This is a genomic window from Streptomyces albireticuli (genome assembly GCF_002192455.1).
GTDB classification, from domain to species: Bacteria; Actinomycetota; Actinomycetes; order Streptomycetales; family Streptomycetaceae; genus Streptomyces; species Streptomyces albireticuli_B.
In genome coordinates, this window is the sequence record NZ_CP021744.1 from 7,378,166 (window position 1) to 7,400,796 (window position 22,631).

Below are 22,631 nucleotides of genomic sequence, written 5' to 3' on the forward strand. Positions count from 1 at the left end.
GACCGCATGAGGATCTGCCTGCTGACGCCCGCCCCGGACCACCCGCTGCTGGCCGCCGCCACCGCCCTGCTGACCCCGCGCCACCAGGTGGAGTGGCAGGACCCCGACGACCCCGGGACACCGGACCCGGCGCTCGCGCCCCAGGGCCTCGCCGACGTCTACCTGCTCAAGACCCGCACCCCGCGGGCCCTCGCCCACGCCCGGCGCCTGGAGGAGCTCGGCGCGCCCGTGCTGAACTCGGCGGCCGCCACCGCGCTCGTCCAGGACCGCACCGCCATGGCGGAGACCGCCCTGCGGGCCGGGCTCCCGTTCGTCACGACCGACACGGCGCCCACGCTCGCGCACCTCCTGGACCGAGGCGCCCCGGCGTACCCCGTGGTCGTCAAGAGCCGCCACAGCCGCCGCCACGACCTGGTGGCCCGCGCCGACGACGCGGCCGCGCTGCGGGCGCTGGCCGGGCGCTGGGCCGACGAGCCGGTGGTCGTCCAGCCGTTCTCCGCGAACAGCGGCTGGGACCACAAGCTCTGGGTCGTCGGGGACCGCGTCTTCGCCGGTCTCCGCCGCTCCGAGCTGGCCACCCCCGTACCCGGCGGGACCCGGCCGCTCACCGCCGGCGACCTGCCCGCGTCCTGGCTGGACGCCGTGCGGGGCGCCGGCGAGGCCTTCGCCCTGGACGTGTACGGCGTCGACCTCCTCGACGTGGCCGGCCGGCCGCTGATCGTCGACGTCAACGCCTTCCCCGGCATCCGCGGGAGGGAGGGCGCCCCCGAGGCGCTGGCCGCCCTCGCCCTGCGCACGGCCGGGGGCGCCCACGCCCCGCGGGTGCCGGTCGCCGTCTGAGCCGCTCAGGCGCCGATGTCCTCCCGCCACAGCTCGGGACGGTCGCGGACGAACCCGCGCATCAGCTCCGCGCACTCCTCGTCGTCGAGGACCAGCAGATGGACACCGGCGTCCGCCAGCCACTCGTGGGCGCCGGAGAATGTCGTGGCCTCGCCGATCACCACATGGCCGATGCCGAACTGGCGGATCAGTCCGGAGCAGTACCAGCACGGCGACAGCGTCGTCACCATCACGGTGCCGCCGTAGCCCGTCCGCCGTCCCGCCGCCCGGAACGCGGCGGTCTCGGCGTGCGTGGCGGGATCGTCGTCCTGCACCCGCCTGTTGCGCCCGGCGCCGAGCAGCCGCCCGTCCAGCGTGAACAGGGCGGCGCCGATCGGGATCCCTCCTTCGGCGAGCCCGGTGCGGGCCTGCTCCAGGGCGACCCGCAGCATCCCTCGTGCAGCATCCGTCATGGGGAGATCTGTCATGGGGAGATGCTGCCCCCTCCCGGGCCGCCTCGCCCGTCGGGAACCGGCCGGGAGGTCCCACCACGGGCCGTTCGCCCGCTCCCGGCGCCCCGGGCCGCTCGCAGGGACGGCCGTACGCGGTACCTGGATTCGACCCAACCGCCACACAAGTCCGTCATGTCATGCTAAGGAGATCTTCGCGTAACCCGTCGCCCCGGCGGCCCGTTCACCACACAGACCGGTCCTCGACGACAGGGCTGCACCGACCGGCGGCCGTCTCCTGGCGCGATGCCGCGCTGTGACGGCGGGAGACGGCCGCCGCACCTTCGCGAGGCCGCACGCCGCCGGGCGGAGGAGACCGCATGAGCCTGCCGCGCACGATCCGTGACACCGGCCGGGCACGGCGGAGGACGCCCCGCCGTGCCCGGCCGGGGGACGCCCGCGCGTGGCCGCCGCGCTCGGCGGCCCGGTACAGGTCCGGTGCGTGGACGCCGGCTCGTGCGACGGCCGCGAGACCGGGACCGCCGCGGCCTTCGGCCCCGTCCACGACGCGGAGCGGTACGGAGCGCGGCTCGCCGCGTCATCACGCCACGCCGACGTCGCCCTTGTCACCGGCCCGGTGACCCGGAACACGTCCGGGCTGCCGCGGTGCACGGTGGCCGCCGCCATGCTGACCTCACCGCGCCACGCCGACGTCGCCCCGGTCACCGGCCCGGTGACCCGGAACACGTCCGAGCCGCAGCGGCGCACGGTGGCCACCATGCCGCACCCCCGCCCGGTGCCGGCCGCCGGCGCCCTCGCCGTGGGGCTCCTCGCGGCCCTCGCCCTCGTCCGCGTCGCCGCGCGCCGCGGCCGCAAGCTGTGGGACCGCGGGGGTGGCGCCCCACGGCCCGGACGGCGTACACCGCGACCTCCTTCGCCGAGCCCCTCCAGCGCGTCTTCGGCCACGTCCTCGCACCCGGGCAAGGCGGCGACGTCACGCCCGTCCACCCGCCTCGTCGGACGGGTGCGCTTCCGGCGGCGCGTCCCCGATCGGATCGAACACCGCCTCAACCGGCCCCTGATCGCCGCCCTGGACCGGCTCGGCGGGGCCGTGCGCGGGCCGGCCCCCGTCCGCGCGCACCGTTACCTCGGCTACGGCTTCTGCGGCCTCGTCGCCCTCCTGCTGACGCTGGCGGTGGGCTGGTGAGCGGGCATCGCGCGTGGGCAACGACCTCTGAACCGGCAGCGCCGGGCGTGGGCTACGCGCGACCGGCTGACGCCTCGCCGCCGTCGGGGGATTCCGGAGCGTCGGGGTCCACGCCGTGCCGGAGCGCCGTCCGCAGGGCGTCGTCCAGCTCGTCCGCCGCCACGGCCGTGCCGTAGGCGTCACCCTCCGCGCGCGCCAGGGCCAGCGCGGCCCGCGCGTCACGTACCCGCTGCCGCATCGCCTCGGCGAACACGCTCACGACAGCCCCCGGATGACCTGGCGCACGGAATGCCTCAAGTCTAGGGGAGAACCGGCCGGTCGGCGCCGGGCGGGAAGGCCCGTCTTACCCGCCGTCCACGCCGGTCGGCGCGCCGGGAGTGGCCGTGGCGACGGCTGGTGACGGGGTGTCGGGTGGCGGCGGCGAGGGCCTCAGGCCGCGCCCTCGACCGTCCAGCCCGGGACCTGGAAGCGGGGTGTGATGGAGGCGCTGTCGATCTCCTCGCCGCAGCACCGGCAGACGACGGCGGGGTCGAGGTCGGAGCCGCAGGAGTGCTCGAAGACGGTCGGCGCCAGCTCCGCGAGATGACGGTCGCCCCAGCGCATCAGCATGAGGAGGACCGGCCGCAGGTCGTACCCGGAGGGCGTCGGGCAGTACTCGAAGCGCGCCGGGCGTTCGTTGTACGGCACCTTCTCCAGCACGCCCGCCTCGACCAGGCGGCGCAGCCGGGAGGCGAGGATGTCGCGGGGGGCTCCGGTGTTCCGCGCGATGGCGTCGAAGCGCCGGACGCCGAAGAAGACCTCGCGCAGCACCAGCAGGGAGTACTTCTCGCCGACCACGCCGAGCGCGTCGGCGATCGAACAGGGGCGCGATGTCGTCATGGCCCCCATCGTAAAGCAGCCCGTTTTGCATCCCCAACCCTTGGGGACAAGGTGAATCCAGGATTCCAACCCGTGTCTCCCGGCTACACGCCGCACTTCCGCCCGGCGTCCCAGGTGAAGCGCGAGGCGCGCGGCGCCGACCACGCCAGCGGCCGGGGGCCGCGCGCGTAGGGCCTGTTCACGCCGGGAACGGCGAGCGCGGCCCGGACGAGCGCGGCGTTGTCCGCGGCGGGGCGGCCGTCCGGCGTGTGCGTCACGTCCTCCATGCCGACCCGCCGGTCGAGCCCGAGCGCGGTCGCCCGGCGCAGCACGGGCCAGGCGCCGCCGTCCTCGCCGTGCAGCAGTACGGGCGCCTTGAGCCCCGGCCGGAGCGCGCGCAGCAGGGCGGTGGCGGACGCCAGGGCCGTCAGCGGCTCGGTGTCGGCGACCTCGGCGCGGACGCGCAGGATCCGGCCGGCGAAGGGGGAGGTGCGGAAGCGGTCCAGGGCGTCCGTGCCGGAGCGGATGACGGCCTCGATGCCGACGCCCCGCTCCCACAGGGCGCGGGCCACCAGATCGGCGCCGTCCGTGTGCCAGTCGACCGAGGCGTGGTCGGGCAGGACCGGCCAGGCCCGCACCAGCTCGGCCCGCCGCCGCGCGTCGGGCGCGGTCCGGGCGGACGTGGTGACGCCGACGGGCACACCGGGCACGGCGGCCCGTACGGCCAGCAGCGCCTCGGCGACGGCGCCGGGGTCGAGGGTGCCGGCGCCGCCGGCCGACCGGGGGTGCAGATGGACGTCCTCCGCGCCGGCGGCCACCGCGGCGCGCGCCGCCTCGGCGAGCTCGGCGGCCGCGACGGGGAGGGCCGGGTGGTCGACCCGGTTTCGGGAGCCGTTCAGGCAAACCTGCAACATGATGATCATGGTGGCAGGTGGCACTGACAACCGCCCACCGGCGGCCCGGGGCGCCTCCCGTGGACTCGTGGACCCGATGTGGGAGCGGGGGCCGTCCGCGCGGCGGTGCGCGCACACCGCTCCTGATCGCGCATTAGCATGCGCACGACATGCTGGCCCGGGTCTCGCGCGGGGCGGCTTCCCCACCGACGAAAGCACCACATGCGCATCAAGCGAATACTCGCCACGGCGGCGGTACTTACGGCGCTCGCCACCCTCACGGCGTGCGAGGACGGCGAGCGGGAGGGCGGCCGGGGCGGCGCGGCGGGCGCGGCCACGGCACCCCCGCGCGGCCCCGGCGCCCTGCCCGGCCCGACCGAGGTCAGCACCCTCGCCGAGGCGCAGAAGTACGTCCAGCAGTACGCCCCCTGCGAGAACATGAGCGCGAGCCCCGAGGACAAGCGCCTGCCCCGCACGCCCCTGACGGCCGTCGGCGCCTGGTCCGTGACCGAGCGGGGCGTGTGCGCCGACCGGGACGGGCGCGAGGGCATCACCCTCTACCTGACCTCGGACATGAAGGCCTTCCAGGAGGCGTACAAGCAGCGCGTCATGGACCGGAACCGGGCGGACGAGCCCACGTACGGCCTGTTCAGCAGGGTCTTCGTCGGCGGGAACCTGGTGGTCGTCCCCAGCCGGACGGAGACGGCCGTGGCCCTCGCCGAGTCCGGGCTGCGGATCCTCACCTGCAACGCCGGTTTCGGGGTCCCCAAGGGCTACAAGAAGGAGAAGGCGCTCGTCGAACACTGCGTCCTCAGCGACTTCGTCAACAGCGACGACGGCAAGGGCAGCGTCAACCACCAGACCCCGGAGGAAGAGGGCAAGGAACGCGGCGAGTCCGCGCGGCCCCTGCCGAGCCGCGCCCCGGGCGCGAGCCTCGGCCTGCCCTCGGCGGGCAGCCTCACCGGGCTCAGGAAGCTCGTCGAGCACAGCGTCGACTGCTCCCGCTTCACCACCGACCCCGAGACCGTGTCCATCCGCTCCATCGACTACCTGCCCGCCGTCGAGGGCGACCACAAGGCGTGGGGCGTCCGCGAGCGCGGCATCTGCGGCGAGCCCGGCGGCGCCCGCCGCGCCCACGGCCTGGTCTGGCTCGACACCGTCCACGACATGCTCGCCTTCCAGAACCGGGAGAAGGCCGCCCAGCTGGCGGAGCTCAAGGAGAACGGCCGGATCAGGGCCACCCGCAGCAAGGTGCTCATCGGCACCGACATCGCCGTCGAGACCAATGACCAGGCCTCCCGGCACGGCCTGTACCAGCAGCAGTTCCTCCACCTGAACTGCCGGCCGGGCTTCACCGCGCCGGAGGGGTACCGCCTGGAGAAGGCGGTGGTGAAGGGCTGCGTCCTCACGAACTACGAGGACTGACCCCGTCTTCTCGCGAGGGCTGACCGCCCTCCGGCGAGGACCGGCTCTCTTCCCACGAAGGCCGGCCCTCCTCGCCGGTGGCCTGGCCGGACGGGCCCCGGGCCCGGATCCTCCGGCACGTGGCCCCGGCGGCCGTGGATCCCGCGGAACGGCTCAGACCCGCTGCGCCCGTTCGTACACCTGCCGCGCCGCCGCCCCCAGCGCCGGGCCGGACATCGTCGTGCTGCCGTCCAGCGCGTCACCGTGGCTGTTGACCGACACCAGCGTGCCGAGACCGCTCCTCGCGTCGAAGTCCGCGAGCCACGGACCGCCGCTCGCGCCGCCCGACATGTCGCACGGCATCCGCCACTCGTCGTCCGGGGCGGCCTCGGCCGGGCCCGAGCAGTGGAGCAGCTCCTCGCCGCGCTGCGGGTGCGTCGCGGGGTAGCCGAAGGACGTCACCGCGCCGGCGGGCGCCCGGTCGAAGCCCACAGGCTGGCCGCCGACCACGTCCGTCAGACGCCTGCCGCCGACCGGGTCCACGGTCAGCGCCGCGATGTCGGTCCGCGACTCCTCGGCCCAGGACTTCGGCGTCACCGTGGCCCGCACCGGGAAGGCCCCGTACGGCCGGGAGCCCTTGGCGTAGCCGGGCACGAAGACGAGGTCCATGTAGGTGTTGAAGGGGGAGGCGCCCCGCCGCACGCAGTGACCGGCGGCCATCACGACGGAGCGGTTGCCGCTCTTCACCGCCGTGGCCGTGCACCAGGTGTCGGCACCGTCCGCGTTGACGAAGAAGAGCCGGCCGACCGTCTTCACCGGCGCGCCCCGCCACTCCTTCGTCAACGGCCCCGTGGGGCCCAGGTCCACGCTCTCGCTCACCTTCCTCATCCGCGCCGCCGTCCAGTAGGCCAGCGCGTCCTTCCGCTCCTTCGCCGTGTACGTCACCTCGGCCACCTCAGGGGCCGGGGAGGCGGGTGCGGCGGCCGTGGCCAAGGAGGGCGCCGCACCGACCGCCGCCAGCGAGGCGAGAGCGACGGCGGACAGCCTGCGGAGCAGTATCGAACCACGCATACGAGGGTGTTCCTCCTTATGTGAAGGGGCGTCAGTACACGCCTGGGGAAGACGTGTTCCACCCGGGGGAGACGGTGCCCCGGACGGCGGGGTTGCCCGCGCCCGCGCACACCGCGCGGCGACGGCTGTCCGACACCTGCCCTCGCCTCCGGTGCGCGGGGGTGCCATGCTGCATCCGTGGCAACGAGTTATCGGGCGATCACACAGAGATGTGTCGAGGGTGAGGAGCCGCCATGGACACTCCGGGACGGTGACACCTGGTGCGTGGTCACCCCGCCGCACTACGCGCGCCGGCAGCAAGGCTGGAAGCTCCACCTCTCCGCGACGCCCGACTCCGCCCCGCACGTGCTGGAGCGCGCGGTCCCCGTCCTCGTGGCCCACGCCTGCGCCTTCAAGTTCGCCGCCTCGCCCCGCGTCCTCGCCGAACTCACCTCCGTACGCGCCCCACGGCCCCAGTCGGGAAAGTTCCTCACCGCCTACCCCGACGACGACGATCAGCTGCGCGAGCTCGCCGCCACCCTCCACCGCGCCACCCTCGGCCTCACCGGCCCCGCCATCCTCTCCGACCGGCGCTACCGGCCGGACAGCCTCGTCCACTACCGCTACGGATGCTTCGCCCGGCCGCGCGAGCTCGACGACGAGGGCTTCTACGCGGGCCGGCTGAGAGCCCCCGACGGGACGTTCGTCACCGACGAGCGCAACCCCTGGTTCTCGCCGCCCGCCTGGGCCCCGCCGCCCTTCCCCCCGCCCGTACGCCCGGGCCCCTCCCGGCGCCGCGGCGACCCCGTGCTCCTCGCCGGCCGCTACCTCGTCCGCGAGGCGGTACGGCACTCCAACCGGGGCGGCGTCTACCGGGCGCACGACCGGCGGACCGGCACCGGCGTCCTGCTCAAGGAGGCGCGCCCGCACATCGCCGCGGGCCGGGGCGGCGACGCCCGGGACGCGCTGCGCCACGAGGCGGACGTCCTGGCCCGGCTCGCACCGCTCGGTGTCACCCCGGCCGTCCGCGAGGTGTTCGAGGCGGCCGGGCACGTCTTCCTGGCGGAGGACCTGATCGACGGCGCGCCCCTGCACGAATGGGCCGCCGAGCGGGCGGCCCGCCACGGCGGACGATTACCCGTGCCGGTGGCCTGGCGCCTCGCCCGCGACCTCACCGGCCTCCTCGGGGACGTGCACGCGGCGGGTTTCGTGGTGCGCGACCTCAAGCCGAGCAACGTGATGATGACGCCCGACGGCGCGCCCGTACTCGTCGACCTGGAGTGCGCGGTCCGCTTCGGCGGCCGGGCGGCCCCGGCGGGCACCCCGGGTTTCACGGCACCGGAGCACCTCGAACACCTCGACGGCCTCGTCGTGGCCGAGGACCGCGACGCCGGCGCGGCGGCGGAGTGCCCGGACGGCGCCGCCGTGTCCGAGGACCTCGGTGGCGTCCCGGCGGCCGGCCGCCCGGCCGCCGGAAGGCCCGTACCCGAATCCCTCCGTGACCCCGGCCGCGACAGCGGCGTCCCGCCTCCCGCGCCCGGCCCCGAAGCCGACTGCTTCAGCCTCGGCGCCACCCTCCTCCACGCCACCTCCGGCATCAACCCGGTCCTCGCCGCGGACACGCCCCCGAGACGCCCGGCCGGCGAACGGCTCGCCGCGCTCGTCGAGGCCGCCGCACCGGACTGCCCATCGCTGCGCGCACTGGCGCCGCTCGTCCTCGGCCTCACGGCGGACGCGCCGGCCCGCTGGCCGCTGGAGAAGGCGGCGGCTTTCCTGAGAGCCGAGGCGGTCGTACGAGAGGAGGGGGCTGAGCGGGTGGAACGTACCGAAGCGGCCTTACAGGTGGAACCGGTGGTACGTTCCGAGCCGGTCGTATGCGCTGGTCCGGTCGTGAACGCCGATCCGGCCGTAAACGTCGGCCCGACCATGCACGCGGGCCCAGCCGTACGGACCGGCCCCGCCGCACCAGGGGCGGCCGCGTGCCCGGAACCAGCCGCACCACCACCCGCCACCGGTCACACCCCCGCCCGGCTCCACCGCCTGCTCCACGACGGCCTCGCCCACCTCGCCGCGACCCTCACGCCCTCCGGCGAGTACCTGTGGCAGCCGCCCCGCTCCCTCCCGTACGGCGACCCCTGCAACGTCCAACTGGGCGCCGCCGGTGTGCTGGCCGTGCTCGACCGGGCGGTCCGCTCCGGCGCGCACCCCGAGGCCGGGCCCGTGCTGCGGACCGCCGCCCACTGGCTGGACGAGCGGCTCACCCTGCCCAGCCGGATCCTGCCCGGCCTCTACTTCGGCCGCTCCGGCGCCGTCTGGGCGCTGCACGACGCCGCGCGCACCCTCGGCGACCGCGCGCTGGCCGAGCGGGCCCGGGAGTACGCGCTGCGGATCCCCCTCGACTGGCACAACCCCGACATCTGCCACGGCCTCGCCGGCGCCGGTCTCGCGCAGCTCCGCCTCTGGCGGACCACGGGCGACCCGCGCTTCGCCGACCGGGCGTCGGAGTGCGCGGACCGGTTGCTGCGCCTCACCACCCGGCCGGGCGCCCGTGGCGTGGACTGGCCGCTCGGCCCCGGCCACCGCGCCGAGCTGGCGGGCTCCGCCTCGTACGGCTTCGGCCACGGCGTCGCCGGACAGGCCGCGTTCCTGCTCGTCGTGGGCCGTGACCTCGGACGGCCGGAGCTCGTCGAGATCGCGGCGGCGGGCGGCCACGCCCTGTGCGCGGTGGCGGAGCGGGAGGGGGACGCGGCGCGCTGGCCCAAGGGGCCGGGCCGGACCGAGCGCATGGGTCTCGACTTCTGGTGCCACGGCGCCTCCGGTATCGGCACGCTGCTGGTCCGGCTGTGGCGGGCGACCGGTGAGACGGCCTTCCGCGAGTACGCCGAACGCGCCGCCGTCGCCGTCCACCGGGACCGCTGGCGGCTCGGCCCCGGCACCTGCCACGGCGTCGCGGGCAACGCCCATCTGCTGCTCGACCTCGCCGACGCGACGGGCCGGGAGCGCTATCGCGCGTGGGCGGCCGAGGCCGCCGACTGCCTGTACCTCCGGGCGGCCCGGCGCGACGGCCGGCTGCTGGTACCGGACGAGACCCTCCGCGAGGTCCACGCGAGTTACCACGTGGGTCTCGCCGGTGCCCTGGACTTCCTCCTGCGTCTCGCCCACGGAGGCGGCCGCCCCTGGCTGCTCGACACCGCCGGGCGGGGCACCACCACCGCACGTACCTCCGACACCCCGAGAGGAGGTGGGAACCATGGAGAGCGAGGTTCTGGAGCTGCAAGAACTGCCGGAGACGGACGAACGGACGCTGGAACCGGTGATGTGCTGTGACACCGACTGGACGAGCGGTCAGTGCACGGACGTCGGCCCGCGTTGCCAGGACTCGTGACGCCGTCGCCCTGACGCCGTCACGCAGGTTCCGTACGGCCGCCGCGACCGGGCCGTACGGAACTCCCGCCCCTGACCCATGTCCCCACCGGAGGCGACACGTTGCCCGAAAGCACCACCACCTGGTCAGCCGTCCTCCGGGACCGCGAGGCCGCCGAGGCCCTCGAACTCGTCACCGCCCTCACCGGCCGACCGCGCCGGGTGCCCGCCCGCGTCCACCCCGACCTCGCCGACGGCGGCCCGGGGCTCGTCCTGGCCTTCCGGCAACTGGACCGCTGCCGGCCGGGGGAGGGCTGGGGCGGCATGGCCGAGGGATATCTCGCCGCCACGGCCGAGGGTGCCGCGCGCCTCGGTGGACCGGACGCCGCGCCGGGGCTGTTCGGCGGGCTCGCGGGCCTCGCCTTCGCCGCCTGGGCGCTGTCGCCCGGGGCCCCGTCCCACTCGGCGGCGCACGAGCACGTAGTGGAGCGGGCGGCCGTACGGGCCCGCGCGCTCGGCGCCGACCCGCACGGCCCGCCGGCCCGGGCGTTCGACGTCATCTCCGGGGTGACCGGCACCGGGGCCTACCTGCTGTGCCGGCACGAGGAACCGGCCGCCCGCGCGGCCCTGTGCGAGGTGCTCACCGCCCTCGTCGCGCTCAGCGGCGCCGACCGGGCGGGGACGCCCCACTTGTTCACCCCTCCCGAAGCCCTGAACGACCCCGCCCGGCGGGCGCGTTCCCCGCACGGCGCCGTCGACTGCGGCGTGGCCCACGGCATCGCCGGGCCGCTCGCCCTGCTGTCCCTGGCCCTCACCGAGGGCGTCACCGTCGCCGGACAGCGCGCGGCCGTCGCCCGGCTGGCGGAACGGCTGGCAGACCACCGCTCCGACGACGCCCAGGGCCCCGACTGGCCCGCCCTGGTCCCGCTCCCACCGCCCGGCGGCCCTACGCCCGCACGCCCCGCCGCGGCACCCGCCTCGTGGTGCCGGGGCGCCCCCGGGATCGCCCGCGCCCTGTGGCACGCGGGAACGGCCCTCGACGACGCCCCTCTGCGCGCCCTCGCGATCCAGGCGTTGAAGGCAGTCCTCCGCCGCCCTATTAGGGACGGCACGGGCCTCTGCCACGGCCTGGCCGGACTCCTCCAGATCACGGTGCGCTTCGCCCACGACACAGGTGACCCCGAGCTCGCGGGCGCGGCGGCCGCGCTCGCCGACGCGTCGGCCACCCGCCTGCGGACCTCGGCGGCCGGCCCCGGCTTCCTCGACGGCGCGGCGGGCGCGGTCCTGGCCTTCCTGTCGGCCGCGACGGACGTACCACCGGACTGGGACCGGGTGTTGCTGCTGTCCTAGGCGGTGTCGTCCTGGTCGGCGGCGTGCGGTTCCGCGGGTGGCCTTTCCCATGCGGGGTCGCTCTGCCGGGGGAAGCCGGGCGTGTTCTCCTCGAAGAGTTCCCGGGTACGGCGCAGCAGGGCCTGCCGTACGGACTCCGGTGACAGGACCCGCAGGGGCGTGGCCAGGCCGAGGAGGTACCGGGCGAGTCCGTCCGCGTCGGGACCGCCGACATCGACGATGGTGACGCCGGGGCCTTCGGCGCGGTGGGATCCGATTGTCGAGGGGATCAGCCGCAACGCCCGGTCCATGGGCACCGGGAGGCGGATCGTTGCACAGACCTGGTAGGGGCCGGTCGCGACGGAGCGGGAGACGAGCAGCGCCGGGTCGGGCGGGTCGCTGAGATCCACCGGTTGCCCGATGAGCTGGAGGCGGTCGGCCCTGTCGGCCCGGAAGGCCCGCGACTGTCCCCGTGTCACGTCCCGGGCGACGAAATACCACCGACGGCCCGTGTGGACGAGGCGGTACGGGTCGACGTCGCGGACCGTGGCCTTCCCCTCCCAGCCGCGGTACGACAGGCGGGCGCGCTCGCCCCGGCGGCACGCGGCGGCCAGCTCCAGCAGCATGCCGGCCGTCGACCTTGGTCTGAGCGCTGCTGTTCCTGTGCCCGTAGGACTGTCCGCGTCAGGACAGGCCCAGCCGCCCCAGATAGTCCATGACCCCGCCGGCCCCGTCCCCGGCCCACCCCACGTACCCGTCCGGCCGCACCAGGAACAGCCCGCGCGCCGCGTACGCGCGGCACACGGCGCCGGAGTCCGCCGGGACCCGGTGCGTCACCACCAGGGACGACGCGACGAGCGGCAGTTCCACCGGGCCGAAGGCCAGCAGCGTGAAGTGCGGGCCGCGGAAGAGGTCGAACAGCCGGCCCTCGCCGCAGGGTCCGTCGGGGGCACGGTCGCCCGCCCGGAGCGCGTCCTCGGGCAGGCCCGGCCGGGTCTCGACGGTGAGCGGGCCGCCGCGGTAGCCCATGGCCAGCTGGCGGGTGGCGGTGCCGCGCCGCCGGGCCGGGATGCGGTCCGTGAGCCGGGCGGAGCGGTGCAGCCGGGTGCTGACGGCGAGGACCTCGGCCGCGACGGGCCGCCGTTCGTGCTCGTAGGTGTCGAGGAGGGCGGGGCCGGCGCCGTGCCGCAGGACGAGGCCGAGCTTCCAGCCGAGGTTGTACGCGTCCTGCACACCGGTGTTGAGGCCCTGGCCGCCGACCGGCGAGTGGACGTGCGCGGCGTCGCCCGCGAGGAGGACGCGGCCCGACCGGTAGGAGTCGGCGAGCGCGGCCTCGACCCGGAAGTGCGAGGCCCACAGCACCTCGCGGACGTCGCGCGCGGCCAGGTGCGTCCGCTCGGCGATCAGCCGGCGCACGCCCGCCTCGGAGATGTCGGGGCGGGCGTCCTCGTCGTCGAAGTGGGCCTGGAGCTGGAAGGAGTCGGTGCAGGCGAGCGGGCACAGGGCGAGGCCGCCGCCCTTCGGCTCCGGCCAGACGTGCCAGCGGTCCCGGTCGAGGCCGTCGACCCGGACGTCGGCGACGATCGCGGGGCGGGCGTCGACCGTCTCGCCGGTACGGCCGATGCCGAGGGCGGCGCGCACGGTGCTGCGGCCGCCGTCCGCGCCGACCACGTACGCGGCGCGCACCAGGTGCTCCCTGCCGTCCGGGCCGTGGGCGAGCCGGACCTCGACGCCCCCGTCCCCCTGGGTCAGACCGGTGAGGGTGACCCCGAAGGCCACGTCACCGCCGAGCTGCCGCAGCCGGGTGTGCAGGATCTCCTGGGTGCGCCACTGCGGCACGGCCCACACCTCGGGGTAGGGCACGTCCGGTGTGGGGGCGTAGCGCTGGAACATGTCCCAGTCGCCGCGCGGCTCGCCGTTCTCCCAGCGCCGCATGGTGGGGTGCGGTCCGCCGACGGCCCGTACGGTCTCGATGACGCCGAGGTCGTCGAACACCTCCTGGGTGCGCGGCTGGATGCCCTTGCCGCGCGAGCCGGGGAAGAGTCTGCCGCCCTGCTCGACGAGGAGGGCGCGCACGCCGCGCCGGGCCAGGTCGCAGGCGAGGGTCAGGCCGGTCGGGCCCGCCCCGGCGATGATCACCTCGAAGCCGCTGCCGTCCGTTCCGTAGCCGACGTCCATGTCCAGGCCCCCGCCCTGTTCGCCGTGCAACCCGCGATTTCCGGTTGGGCGGAGTGTGACGCACCGGCACGTCGTACATCAGCTCATCACTCGTAACCCATCCGATGGGGGACACGGGGGCCGTGGGGAACCGCGGACCGGCCGGGCGGACGGACGGGCCGCCCGGGCCTGGCGGCCGGGGCCCCGATGGACCGGTTCCGGACGGCGCGCAAAGCGGAACCATCCGTTCCATGAGTTCGCCAAGGCACCGCGTGCCGGATTGCCGAGGCGCCGCGGGACGCTGACCATGGGGGCGCGGGTGACGCTGCGTCAGCAGGATGCGCACGCCCGCTGGGAGAGCTGATGAGGGATCTGTCCACGGCGAAGTGGAGCCATGTCACGCGGGGCGTCACCGCGCCGGGCCGGTGCCGGCTCGGCGGGCTCGCCACGCCGCACCGGCCGGGCGATCTGGTGGTGGCGGGCGTCGACCGGGTGGGAGGCGGCGGCCGGCTGGAGGACACGCACGGCAGACGGGTCCGGCTGCGCACCGGCGATCTGGTGGTCGGCGCCTGCGGCAACCGCTACGCGACGGACTCGTACGAGGGCTACCACCGGCCGGGCCCGCGGGCGCACCTGCTGACCTCCGGCGGCGTCATCGGCACCGCCGTCTCCTGGCACACCGGCTGCACGGCGCCGACCGAGCTGACGATCCTCGGCGCGCTGGCCGGCGAGGACGACCGGCCGCTGTCCCTCGACCGGTTCGCCCGGCCCGCACCGCCACCGCCCGCCGAGCGGCCCCGCGTCCTGGCGGTCGTCGGCTCGTCGATGAACGCCGGCAAGACCACCACGGCGGCCGGCCTGCTGACCGGCTGGGCCCGCGCGGGGCTGGTGCCCGGCGCCGCGAAGGTCACCGGAACCGGCAGCGGCAAGGACCGCTGGGCCTACCTGGACGCCGGGGCCCGGCACGTGACCGACTTCCTGGACTTCGGGATGCCGTCGACCTTCGGCTATCCCGTCGAGCGGCTCCTCGCGGCGATGACGGCGATGCGGGACGCACTGGCACACGACGGCGCCGGCGCGATCGTCCTGGAGCTCGCGGACGGGCTGCTCCAGCACGAGACCCGCACGCTCACGGCCGCGCTGCCCGAGGTCTGCGACGGCGTCGTGCTGGCGGTGGGTGACGCGCTGGCCGCGAGCGCGGGCGTCGACCTGCTGTCCGCCCTCGGGGTGCGGGTGCTGGCCGTGAGCGGCCTGGTGACGGCCGGCCCGCTGGCGGCCCGGGAGGCCGCGGCGGTCACCGGGCTGCCGGTGCTGTCACCGGCCCGGCTGGCCGACGGGGCCGCGGTGGAACTGCTCGCGGGCCCGGTGGCCCTGGCCACGGCGGGCGGCAGGTGATCCGGGTCGGGGCCTACCGCGAGGACGGCACACCCGGCCCGGGGATCCTGGCCGAGGTGGAGCTGGACGCGGAGGTGACCGGGCCCGCCGAGCTGTGGTCGCCGGAGGTCACCGTGCGCGACGAGCGCGGCGGCGCGCTCTTCGACGACTCCGGCGGTACGGACCTGGCCGTCGAACCGGCGGCGGGCGGGGGCCCGCTGGCGGAGGCCGGGGCCGAGCGGAGGGCGCGCGCCTTCGGCGTCGGCAACACCGCCTACCGGGCGCAGCGGCTGCTGCGGTCGGCCGCGCGGCTGCTGGGCCGGCCGCTGCCGCACCTGACCGTACGGATCGGGGCGCACGACTCGCCCGTCCGCTGGGGCGGCGGGCACTACCGGCTGCCCGGCGAAGCGGAACCGGCCGAGCCGTACCGGATCTCGTGGGCCGGCGAGGTCCACCTCGGCGGCGGCGACGCCTATCTCCCGGGGCCGTCCGTCGGCTCGTACTTCCACGCGCCCGCGCACGACGCGGCGGTCGTCTGTCACGAGGTGGGGCACCACGTCTGCCGGCACACCGCGGACTTCAAGGTCAACCGGCTGCGGCCGCCGGACGGGCAGCACAGCGGGAAGAACGCGCTGGACGAGGGCACCGCCGACTTCCTGACGGCGATGCAGCTGGGCACCCCGGACATCCACGGCTGGCACCGCGGGCACGTGCCGCCGTGGGACCAGCGCCGGCGCGGCCTCGACCGGTGCTGGACCATGGCCCATCTGCGGCCCGGCCGGGGCGGGCAGACGCACGCCAACGGCACCGTCTGGGCGTCGGCCCTGTGGTCGGCGCACCAGGCCGTGCGGGAGGGCGGAGGCGAGAGCGACCGGTTCGTCGCCATGCTGCTGCGCGGGCTCGTACGCCTCGGCTCGGGCACGGGGGCGGAGGCGGCCGGGCAGTTCACGGCCGCCGCGCTGGCCGAGGAGCGGAAGCGGCGTAACCAGTTCTCGTCGCTGCTGCGGGAGATGACCGCCGCGGACCCCGCGCTCGCCCCGGTGGTCCTGGCGGCCATGGCGCGGCACGGCATCCACCCGGAGGGAAGCAACCGGGCGCTGCGGGAGAGGGCCCTGGCCGCCGCCCTCCCCGAGGCCGCGGCGGCGGCCCTGCCCGGATGAGCGAGGGGCGCCGCGGCCGGCAGGTGGCGCGGCTCTTCCGCGGCTTCGGCGCCCCCTACCGGCCCCGGCTCCTCCTCGGCGTCGGGCTGCGGATCTGCGAGATGGTCACGGACCTGGTGACGCCCTGGCCGATCGCGGCCGTCGTCGACCGGGTGCTGGGCGGCAGCGGATCGGGCAATCCGCTGAGCGGCGCGCTGGACGCCTTCGGCCCCGAGCGGAGCACCATGCTCGCCACGGCCGCCGGGGCGGTGGTGCTGCTGGCCCTGGTGTCGGCCGCGTTCGACTACGCCGGCGACCGGGTGATGAACGCGGTGGGCGAGCGGATGAGCGTGGCGATCCGCCGCGAGATCTTCGCCCACCTGCAACGGCTGCCGCTGGCCTACCACGACGGGCAGGCCGTGGGCGAGTCCACGAGCCGGGTGATCACCGACTGCGGCCGGATCAAGGACAGCCTGGTCGCCTTCTTCTCGGTGCTGTTCCCCGGTGTCCTCTCGGTCACCGGGTACGTGACGGCGCTGCTCTTCCTGGACTGGCGGTTCGGGCTGATCGGCGTCGGCTGCGTACCGCTCGTGCTCCTCGTCGGGGTGCGCAACCGGCGGCGCGGGCACCGGGCCGCGCGGCGCCGCCGGGAGGCGGAGGGGCGGCTGACCGGGCTCGTCGCCGAGGCCCTCCAAGGCATCCGGACGGTCCATGTCTTCGGCCGTCAGGAGCTGCACGACCGGCACTTCGCCGCCGGCAGCGATGGTGTGCTGCGCGCCGGCCTGGAGGCGGCGGACGTGCAGGCCCGCCGGGTGCCGCTGGTGGAGTCGGTCACGGCGGTCGGCACGGCGGCGCTGTTGTGGGTGGGCGGCACGGGGGTGCTGCGCGGCTGGTGGAGCGTCGGCCATCTCGTCGTCGCCCTCAGTTATCTGACGGGGATGGTGGCCCCGCTGCGCGCGCTGTCCAAGCTCGCCGGGACGTTCGCGCAGGGCCAGGCGTCGGCGGAGCGGATCGCCGCGATCCTCGACGAGCCGTGCCCGCTGCGCGCGCCCGCGGGGGAACCGCCCGCCGGGCTGCCGGAGCGCGCGGCGGGCCGCGTCGACTTCGCCGGGGTCGCGATGGACTACGGGGAGCGGCCCGCGCTGCGCGGTCTCGACCTGAGCGTCGGCCGCGGCGAACGGGTCGCGCTGACCGGGCCCAACGGGGCCGGCAAGTCCACGGCGCTCGCGCTGATCGCGGGGCTGTACCGGCCCACACGGGGCGAGGTGCGTATCGACGGCACGGCGACGGCCGAACTGTCCGAGCGGTGGCTGCGCCGGCAGGTGACGGCGGTGCTCCAGGACACCTTCCTCTTCGCCGGCACCCTGGCCGACAACATCCGCTACGCGCGCCCGGACGCGAGCCCCGCGGACGTGCGGGCGGCGGCGGAGGCGGCGCTGGTCACCGACTTCGCCGACCTGCTGCCGGACGGTCTGGACACCCGGCTCGGCGACTGCGGCACAGGGCTGTCCGGCGGTCAGCGCCAGCGCGTGGGGATCGCCCGCGCGCTGCTCGCGGACGCCCCGATCGTGCTGCTGGACGAGCCGACGTCGGGGCTCGACCCGGAGACGGAGCGGTGTGTCGTGGCCGCGCTGGGCCGGCTGGTCGCGGGCCGGACCGTGGTGATGACGACGCATCGGCCGGCGCTGCTGCGGATGGCGACCCGGGTGGTGCGATTGTCATCGGGTGAGGTGAACGAGGCGACAGAGGCGGTGGATACGGGTGTGGTGAGGCCGTCGGCGCCGGTCCGACGGAGCGCCGGTAGCGATGTGTAATCACCCGACCACCCTGGGTAGGCTTGCGGGGCGCCGCGCCGCTGACGACCCGCCCTGCTCACTCGTTCGAGGAGGATCGCTGTGTCACCCGACCGGACCGTCGCCCCACCGCCTGAGATCTTCACCCCGGCCTTCTTCCAGAACTCCCACCCCGTCCTCGACGCCCTGCGGGCCCAGGCCCCCGCCACTCTGGTCACCGGGGTGAGCGGCAGCCGCCTGTGGCTCGTCCCGCGCTACGAGGCGGCGCGTACGCTGCTGGCCTCGCCCGCCGTCCGCAAGGACGAGTGGAAGCGGCCCGACCGCCGCGAGCGACATACCGTCCGCTCGGAACGGCGGCGCGAGACGAGCGCCCGCATCCGGGCCAATATGATCGGCGCCGATCCGCCGGACCCCCAGCGCCTGCGCCACAGCACCCAGCAGGCGCTCAGCAGAGGCCCGGTGGAGGCGATGCGCCGGCGCGTCGAGGTCTTCGCCGACGACACCCTCGGCGCCCTCCGCGGCTCCGGGCCCGTGGAGTTCCGCGCGCGGATCGCCTATCCCTTCGCCATCGCCGTGATCGGCGAGCTGCTCGGCCTGCGCGACGACGAACAGGCGGCGTTCCCCGCCTGGTTCGAACCCCTGATGTGCCGCCGGAGCTCGCCGGGCGACCAGAAGTCCTCCCAGTTCATCGCCGACTTCGGCGAACGGCTGGTGGACCGGGGCCGCGCCCAGCCCGTCCGTGGTCTGCTGTCCACCCTGGGATCGCGGCGCGCGGGCCGCCGGGCGCTGAGCCGCCACGAGCTCGCCTCGGCCGCGTTCCTCCTGCTCATCGCGGGCGTGGAGACGGCCAACGCCCTCACCAACGGCGTGTACGCCCTCCTGCGCCACCCCGGTCAGTACGACGCGCTGCTCGCGGACCGCGGCCTGCTGCGGGGCGCGGTCGAGGAATGCCTGCGCCACGAGGGCCCGTTCCGCGCGGTGGGCCCGCGCCACACCGCCGAGCCGGTGGACCTGGGCGAGGGCGTGACCATCCCGGCCGGGGAGTTCCTGCTGATCGCCGTGGGCGCGGCCAACCGCGACCCGCGCCGCTTCCCCGACCCGCACCGCTTCGACATCACCCGCACCGATCACCAGCACCTGGCCATGGGCCACGGCACGCACCGCTGCATCGGGTCGCTGCTGGCGTACGCGCAGATGGAGGTCCTCTTCGGGCGGCTGCTGGACCGTTTCCCCCGGATGCGGCTGGCCGTGCCGGCGGAGAAGGTGCGGAGGCAGCAGAGCATGACGATGAACTGGCTGGAGGACTTGCCGGTTCTGTTGCGCTGAGGATGTGAATCCATCCGTGAGTGGCTATGCGGCGATGCCGAGTTCGGTGCGGGTGCGGTGGATGAAGTCGCGGACGGCCGGTTCGCGACGCCAGGGGGCCAGGGCGGTGTTGAACTCACGGACGTAGTCCAACGCCCGCGTGGATTTCACGCGGGCGAGGATGTCGACGGACCGGTTGCCCAGTTCCAGACCGTGGTCGAGGTCTCGGGCCTGGAGGTGGGCGGTTCCCACGATCGCGAGTCGCATGCCGACGGACCGGGTGAAGACTCCGGGCTGCATGGCGGCGGCCCGCTGGTTCCAGGCCAGGGCGGCCTTGGGGTTCCTCAGGTCCCGGAAGACCTCGGCGGCATCGGCGGACAGTCGCGCGTGGTGATAGAAGTCGATCCAGCCCGGATCGTCTCCGGTGTCCCCGCGGGCTTGTTCGAGGAGGTTCTCCGAGGCGGACAGGGCCCGGGAGGCGGCCCGTTCGTCTCCGGTTCGCGCGTGGGCGCGGGCTTCGATGAGTTTGGTGAATGCCAGTACCCGGTGTGTGGCGTTGTGCTTGGCGCGTTCGAAGGCGCCTTGGGCCATGTCGATGGCTTCGTCGGCGAAGCCTCGCATCAGGGCTTGCATGGCCATGGTTGTCAGGATGTAGCAGCCGAGCTGGATGTCGCCGCCGGCGCGGGCGAGGCGAAGAGCCTGGATGAAGTGCCGCTGGGCCACTTCGTGCTGGCCGACATCGAAGGCCGTCCAGCCGGCCAGACGGGAGAGTTCGGCGGTGACGGAGAACAGTGCGCGGCCGACCTCGTCGGAGAACGAGCCCTGAAGGAGTGGGGCGGCTTGTTGTTCGAGGCAGGTGGTGACGGAGTTGGCTCGCCAGTTCCCGCCGCCGTATCTGGAGTCCCAGCGGCGAGCTTCGTCTGCGGCGTCCCGTAGTTCGTCCAGGTCGAGGCGGCCGACTTGAATCCCTCCACAGTGGTGGGCGGTGTCGTCGGCGGGGGTGACGAGGCAGCGGGTAACGGGCGTGGTGAAGGCGGAGAGCGCGAAGCTCGATCCGGTGAGGAAGTCGCGACGGTTCACGGTGCTCCAGAAGGAGGCGGCGACGCGGACGGCGTCGGCGGGTTCCCGGGGGAATTCCAGTCCCAGGTTCGCCTGCGGTGTCTCGGCCTCGCCCATTCCGATCTCCGTCAGTGAGACGGGGCGTCCGAGCCGTTCGCCGACGGCCTCAGCGAGGAGGCGGGGGACCGGCCATTTCGGGGTCATACCCCGGCGACACCAGTTCGCGATGGCGGTATGTGAGTAGCCGGTCTCCATCCCGGCGGCCTGCGCGAGCTGGTTGACGCGATGGGCGAGGGCTTTGTGACTCGCTCCACCGGCTTCGATGAGCCGGGCCAGGTCCGCGTTGGGCGGACGGGTCCGGCGGGCGGTCGACGCCACTGGCGTTCCCCTCTGCCGATCCGAAGAACCTTTGCCGACGGAATCGCACGCGTGGCTGCCCACGGAATGCCGTATGCGAATCACTGTGTCGGGTGACCGAGGGTATTGCCTGTTCGCCGCAGGGTGAACCCCGTCTGCGAGTTGTGAGCCCCCCTGCGAGCCCTCCCCGGGGTCTTGCCCGGCGGCTGTGATGAGAGCCCGAGGCACGGCCGAGAGATAGGGCGGTCCGGCCTTGGCCGTCGCCAAGACATCCCGAAATTTACGGGGGTGAACCAGATGTGCGGAATCGCAGGACTGGCCGGAACCGACGCTGTCCGGCACCGGACGACGGTCCGGACGATGGGTCTGTCCCAGGCACACCGTGGACCGGATGGCACATTTCAAGTCGCCTCATCGGACGGGCGGGCCGTGCTGGCCATGAACACCCTGCTGATCGTTGACCCGGCTGCCCGGCCCGGCCCCTACCTCGACGTCAGCACAGGGCTGCTGCTGGCCTTCAACGGCGAGATCTACAACTTCCGGCAGCAGGCCACCGCCTGGGGCATCGCGCTTGCCCGCCACGAGACCGATGCCCACCTGGTCCTGAAGGCTTGGGTCACGTTCGGGCCCGCCTGCTTGGACGGACTGGACGGCATGTTCGCACTGGCCCTCTACGATCCCGGCGCGGGTGAGGCCGGAACGCTGTTCCTGGCCAGGGACCGGCTGGGGGAGAAGCCGCTCTACTGGCGGCTGGACGGCAGCCGGCTCGCTTTCGCCTCCGAGGTCACCACCCTGACCGGCTACGGCATGGCATCGCTCGTGGTCCGCCCGGAGATGCTGGCCATCGAGACCCCGACCGGAGTCGAGACCCCGTTCCAAGGTGTTCAGCTGCTGGCTCCGGCCGGCCTGCTGTCCTTCGACCTCTTCTCCGGATCTCTGGAGCACACCACCTGGTGGAGCCTGGAGGACCGCGAGCCCTGGGAGAGCGACTACGCGCCGGCCCTGGCCCGCTTCTCCGTCGTTCTGGCCGAGCAGATTCCGCTGCGGGCCCCTTCGGGAGACTTCGCGTTGCTGCTGTCGGGCGGCCTGGACTCCTCGGTGCTCGCCTATCTCATGCGTCCGCCGGTCTGTGTCACCGTCCGCTACCGGGACCAGGACCGCCTCGACGAGTCACAGATCGCCGCCTCCATCGCCCGTGACATCGACGCCGAGTTGATCGTGGTCGAGCCGGACACCACCGACTTCACCACCGCCCTGCCGCACATGGTCCACGCGTTGGACTACCCCATGGGCAATGCCTCGACCTTCTCCGAATACATGGCCTACCGGGCCGTCGCCGAGCGAGGCATCAAGGTCGTGATCGGCGGCTTGGGGCCGGACGAGTTCCTGATGGGCTACGTCCGGCAGGCCCTGATCCTCTTCGGCCCCGAAGCCGTCCTGGGCGCCGGCCTGGAGGCGTACCGACCTCTGGCAGGCAAGTTGCTGCACTCAGCCGGGCAACCCACGCAGCCTTCCGAGGCCGCCGCCCGGCTGATCCTTCGCGGCCCGGACCCCGACGGCAGGATCAGTGAACTGGTGGCCGATGCCTTCACCCGCGCGGGCGGCGACACGGCCCGCGCGCTCACGCTCGCCGAACTGGCGACGGCCTGGCGTCCGCTGGTCATGACCAGCGACAAGCTCGCCTCCGCCTTCGCTCTGGAGCGGCGCTCGCCGTTTCTGGCCCGCGAGCTCGTGGAGCTGGCCTACCGGCTCCCGACCGAACACAAGATCAGCGAGCCTGCGGCAGGGAAGCGCATTCTGCGGGATGCCGCCAAAGCGCTGGGTCTGCCGCGCGAGGTCTGGGCCAGCCGGGACAAGCTCGGCTTCGCTTCCCCGGTCCCTGCCTGGCTGACCGGCCCGCTCGCCCAATGGACGGACGCTCGGATTCGTGCTGCCCTTGGCGAGGCGCCGGAACCTCTGCGGACGCTGTTGGCGCGCGGACTGGAGGCGGGCGGCAGGTTCGACCGCTCCCGCGTGCTGGCTCTGATGGCAGCTACCTGGTTTTCCGAGCAGACGGCGAAGGCAGCCGCATGACG

Annotated in this window: 18 protein-coding genes; 10 read left to right on the top strand and 8 right to left on the bottom strand. The window is 74.7% G+C overall.

What is annotated here, in order from left to right; all coding sequences use genetic code 11:
- The first annotated feature begins 6 nt into the window (after nucleotides 1–6).
- Nucleotides 7–840, top strand: a complete 834-nt coding sequence (locus SMD11_RS31660; protein ID WP_087930849.1) for an ATP-grasp domain-containing protein — start codon at nucleotides 7–9, stop codon at nucleotides 838–840.
- Between the two features lie 5 nt (nucleotides 841–845).
- Here SMD11_RS31660 and SMD11_RS31665 read toward each other — a convergent pair whose 3' ends face one another.
- Nucleotides 846–1,307 carry a nucleoside deaminase gene (locus SMD11_RS31665; protein WP_234366255.1) on the bottom strand — a complete coding sequence of 154 codons (462 nt, stop codon included), beginning with the start codon at nucleotides 1,305–1,307 and terminating at the stop codon, nucleotides 846–848.
- A gap of 424 nt (nucleotides 1,308–1,731) precedes the next feature.
- On the opposite strand from SMD11_RS31665, the gene SMD11_RS31670 reads away from it, so the two are divergent.
- A complete protein-coding gene (locus tag SMD11_RS31670) occupies nucleotides 1,732–2,475 on the top strand; it encodes a hypothetical protein (protein ID WP_087929707.1) in 744 nt (247 codons plus the stop codon).
- A gap of 52 nt (nucleotides 2,476–2,527) precedes the next feature.
- Here SMD11_RS31670 and SMD11_RS31675 read toward each other — a convergent pair whose 3' ends face one another.
- The 3 genes from SMD11_RS31675 to SMD11_RS31685 all read right to left on the bottom strand — a co-directional run bounded on the left by SMD11_RS31675 (nucleotide 2,528) and on the right by SMD11_RS31685 (nucleotide 4,247).
- Nucleotides 2,528–2,734 carry a hypothetical protein gene (locus SMD11_RS31675; RefSeq protein WP_087929708.1) on the bottom strand — a complete coding sequence of 69 codons (207 nt, stop codon included), beginning with the start codon at nucleotides 2,732–2,734 and terminating at the stop codon, nucleotides 2,528–2,530.
- 170 nt (nucleotides 2,735–2,904) lie between these two features.
- On the bottom strand, nucleotides 2,905–3,363 hold the full coding sequence (locus SMD11_RS31680; protein WP_372478736.1) for a winged helix-turn-helix transcriptional regulator: 459 nt from the start codon (nucleotides 3,361–3,363) through the stop codon (nucleotides 2,905–2,907).
- Nucleotides 3,364–3,437: 74 nt separating this feature from the next.
- Nucleotides 3,438–4,247: a 3-keto-5-aminohexanoate cleavage protein gene (locus tag SMD11_RS31685; protein WP_087930851.1), complete on the bottom strand. Its 810-nt coding sequence runs from the start codon at nucleotides 4,245–4,247 to the stop codon at nucleotides 3,438–3,440.
- A 201-nt stretch (nucleotides 4,248–4,448) separates the two neighbouring features.
- Between SMD11_RS31685 and SMD11_RS31690 the strand changes: the two genes are divergently transcribed.
- Complete coding sequence (locus SMD11_RS31690; protein ID WP_087929709.1) at nucleotides 4,449–5,651, top strand: hypothetical protein; 1,203 nt, start codon at nucleotides 4,449–4,451, stop codon at nucleotides 5,649–5,651.
- A gap of 153 nt (nucleotides 5,652–5,804) precedes the next feature.
- Here SMD11_RS31690 and SMD11_RS31695 read toward each other — a convergent pair whose 3' ends face one another.
- Nucleotides 5,805–6,701, bottom strand: coding sequence for a trypsin-like serine peptidase (locus SMD11_RS31695; RefSeq protein ID WP_087929710.1), 897 nt, complete (start codon nucleotides 6,699–6,701; stop codon nucleotides 5,805–5,807).
- 264 nt (nucleotides 6,702–6,965) lie between these two features.
- Here SMD11_RS31695 and SMD11_RS31700 point away from each other — a divergent pair, with 264 nt between their 5' ends.
- The gene (locus tag SMD11_RS31700) at nucleotides 6,966–10,007 is read left to right on the top strand and encodes a lanthionine synthetase LanC family protein (RefSeq protein WP_234366256.1); all 3,042 of its coding nucleotides are present in this window, start codon (nucleotides 6,966–6,968) and stop codon (nucleotides 10,005–10,007) included.
- A 159-nt stretch (nucleotides 10,008–10,166) separates the two neighbouring features.
- Nucleotides 10,167–11,393, top strand: coding sequence for a lanthionine synthetase C family protein (locus SMD11_RS31705; RefSeq protein ID WP_159395417.1), 1,227 nt, complete (start codon nucleotides 10,167–10,169; stop codon nucleotides 11,391–11,393).
- Here the strand turns inward: SMD11_RS31705 and SMD11_RS31710 are convergent.
- Nucleotides 11,390–11,998 (bottom strand): WYL domain-containing protein, encoded by a 609-nt coding sequence (locus SMD11_RS31710; RefSeq protein ID WP_087929713.1) that lies wholly within the window; start codon nucleotides 11,996–11,998, stop codon nucleotides 11,390–11,392. The two genes, SMD11_RS31705 and SMD11_RS31710, sit on opposite strands and share 4 nt — an antisense overlap.
- Before the next feature lie 58 nt (nucleotides 11,999–12,056).
- Nucleotides 12,057–13,550 (bottom strand): FAD-dependent monooxygenase, encoded by a 1,494-nt coding sequence (locus SMD11_RS31715; RefSeq protein ID WP_087930852.1) that lies wholly within the window; start codon nucleotides 13,548–13,550, stop codon nucleotides 12,057–12,059.
- 342 nt (nucleotides 13,551–13,892) lie between these two features.
- On the opposite strand from SMD11_RS31715, the gene SMD11_RS31720 reads away from it, so the two are divergent.
- The 4 genes from SMD11_RS31720 (at nucleotide 13,893) to SMD11_RS31735 (ending at nucleotide 19,161) form a co-directional block, all read left to right on the top strand.
- Entirely contained in the window at nucleotides 13,893–14,924 is a 1,032-nt protein-coding gene (locus SMD11_RS31720) for a DUF1611 domain-containing protein (protein ID WP_087929714.1), read from the top strand.
- Nucleotides 14,921–16,063, top strand: a complete 1,143-nt coding sequence (locus SMD11_RS31725) for a hypothetical protein (RefSeq protein ID WP_087929715.1) — start codon at nucleotides 14,921–14,923, stop codon at nucleotides 16,061–16,063. The genes SMD11_RS31720 and SMD11_RS31725 overlap by 4 nt, the downstream gene beginning before the upstream one ends.
- Nucleotides 16,060–17,856, top strand: a complete 1,797-nt coding sequence (locus SMD11_RS31730) for an ABC transporter ATP-binding protein (RefSeq protein ID WP_087929716.1) — start codon at nucleotides 16,060–16,062, stop codon at nucleotides 17,854–17,856. The genes SMD11_RS31725 and SMD11_RS31730 overlap by 4 nt, the downstream gene beginning before the upstream one ends.
- Nucleotides 17,857–17,937: 81 nt before the next feature.
- Complete coding sequence (locus SMD11_RS31735; protein ID WP_087929717.1) at nucleotides 17,938–19,161, top strand: cytochrome P450; 1,224 nt, start codon at nucleotides 17,938–17,940, stop codon at nucleotides 19,159–19,161.
- Between the two features lie 24 nt (nucleotides 19,162–19,185).
- On the opposite strand, the gene SMD11_RS31740 is transcribed toward SMD11_RS31735, so the two are convergent.
- The gene (locus SMD11_RS31740) at nucleotides 19,186–20,577 is read right to left on the bottom strand and encodes a sporulation protein (RefSeq protein WP_087929718.1); all 1,392 of its coding nucleotides are present in this window, start codon (nucleotides 20,575–20,577) and stop codon (nucleotides 19,186–19,188) included.
- 339 nt (nucleotides 20,578–20,916) lie between these two features.
- Between SMD11_RS31740 and SMD11_RS31745 the strand changes: the two genes are divergently transcribed.
- On the top strand, nucleotides 20,917–22,629 hold the full coding sequence (locus tag SMD11_RS31745; RefSeq protein ID WP_267896875.1) for an asparagine synthetase B family protein: 1,713 nt from the start codon (nucleotides 20,917–20,919) through the stop codon (nucleotides 22,627–22,629).
- The last annotated feature ends 2 nt before the right edge of the window (nucleotides 22,630–22,631 follow it).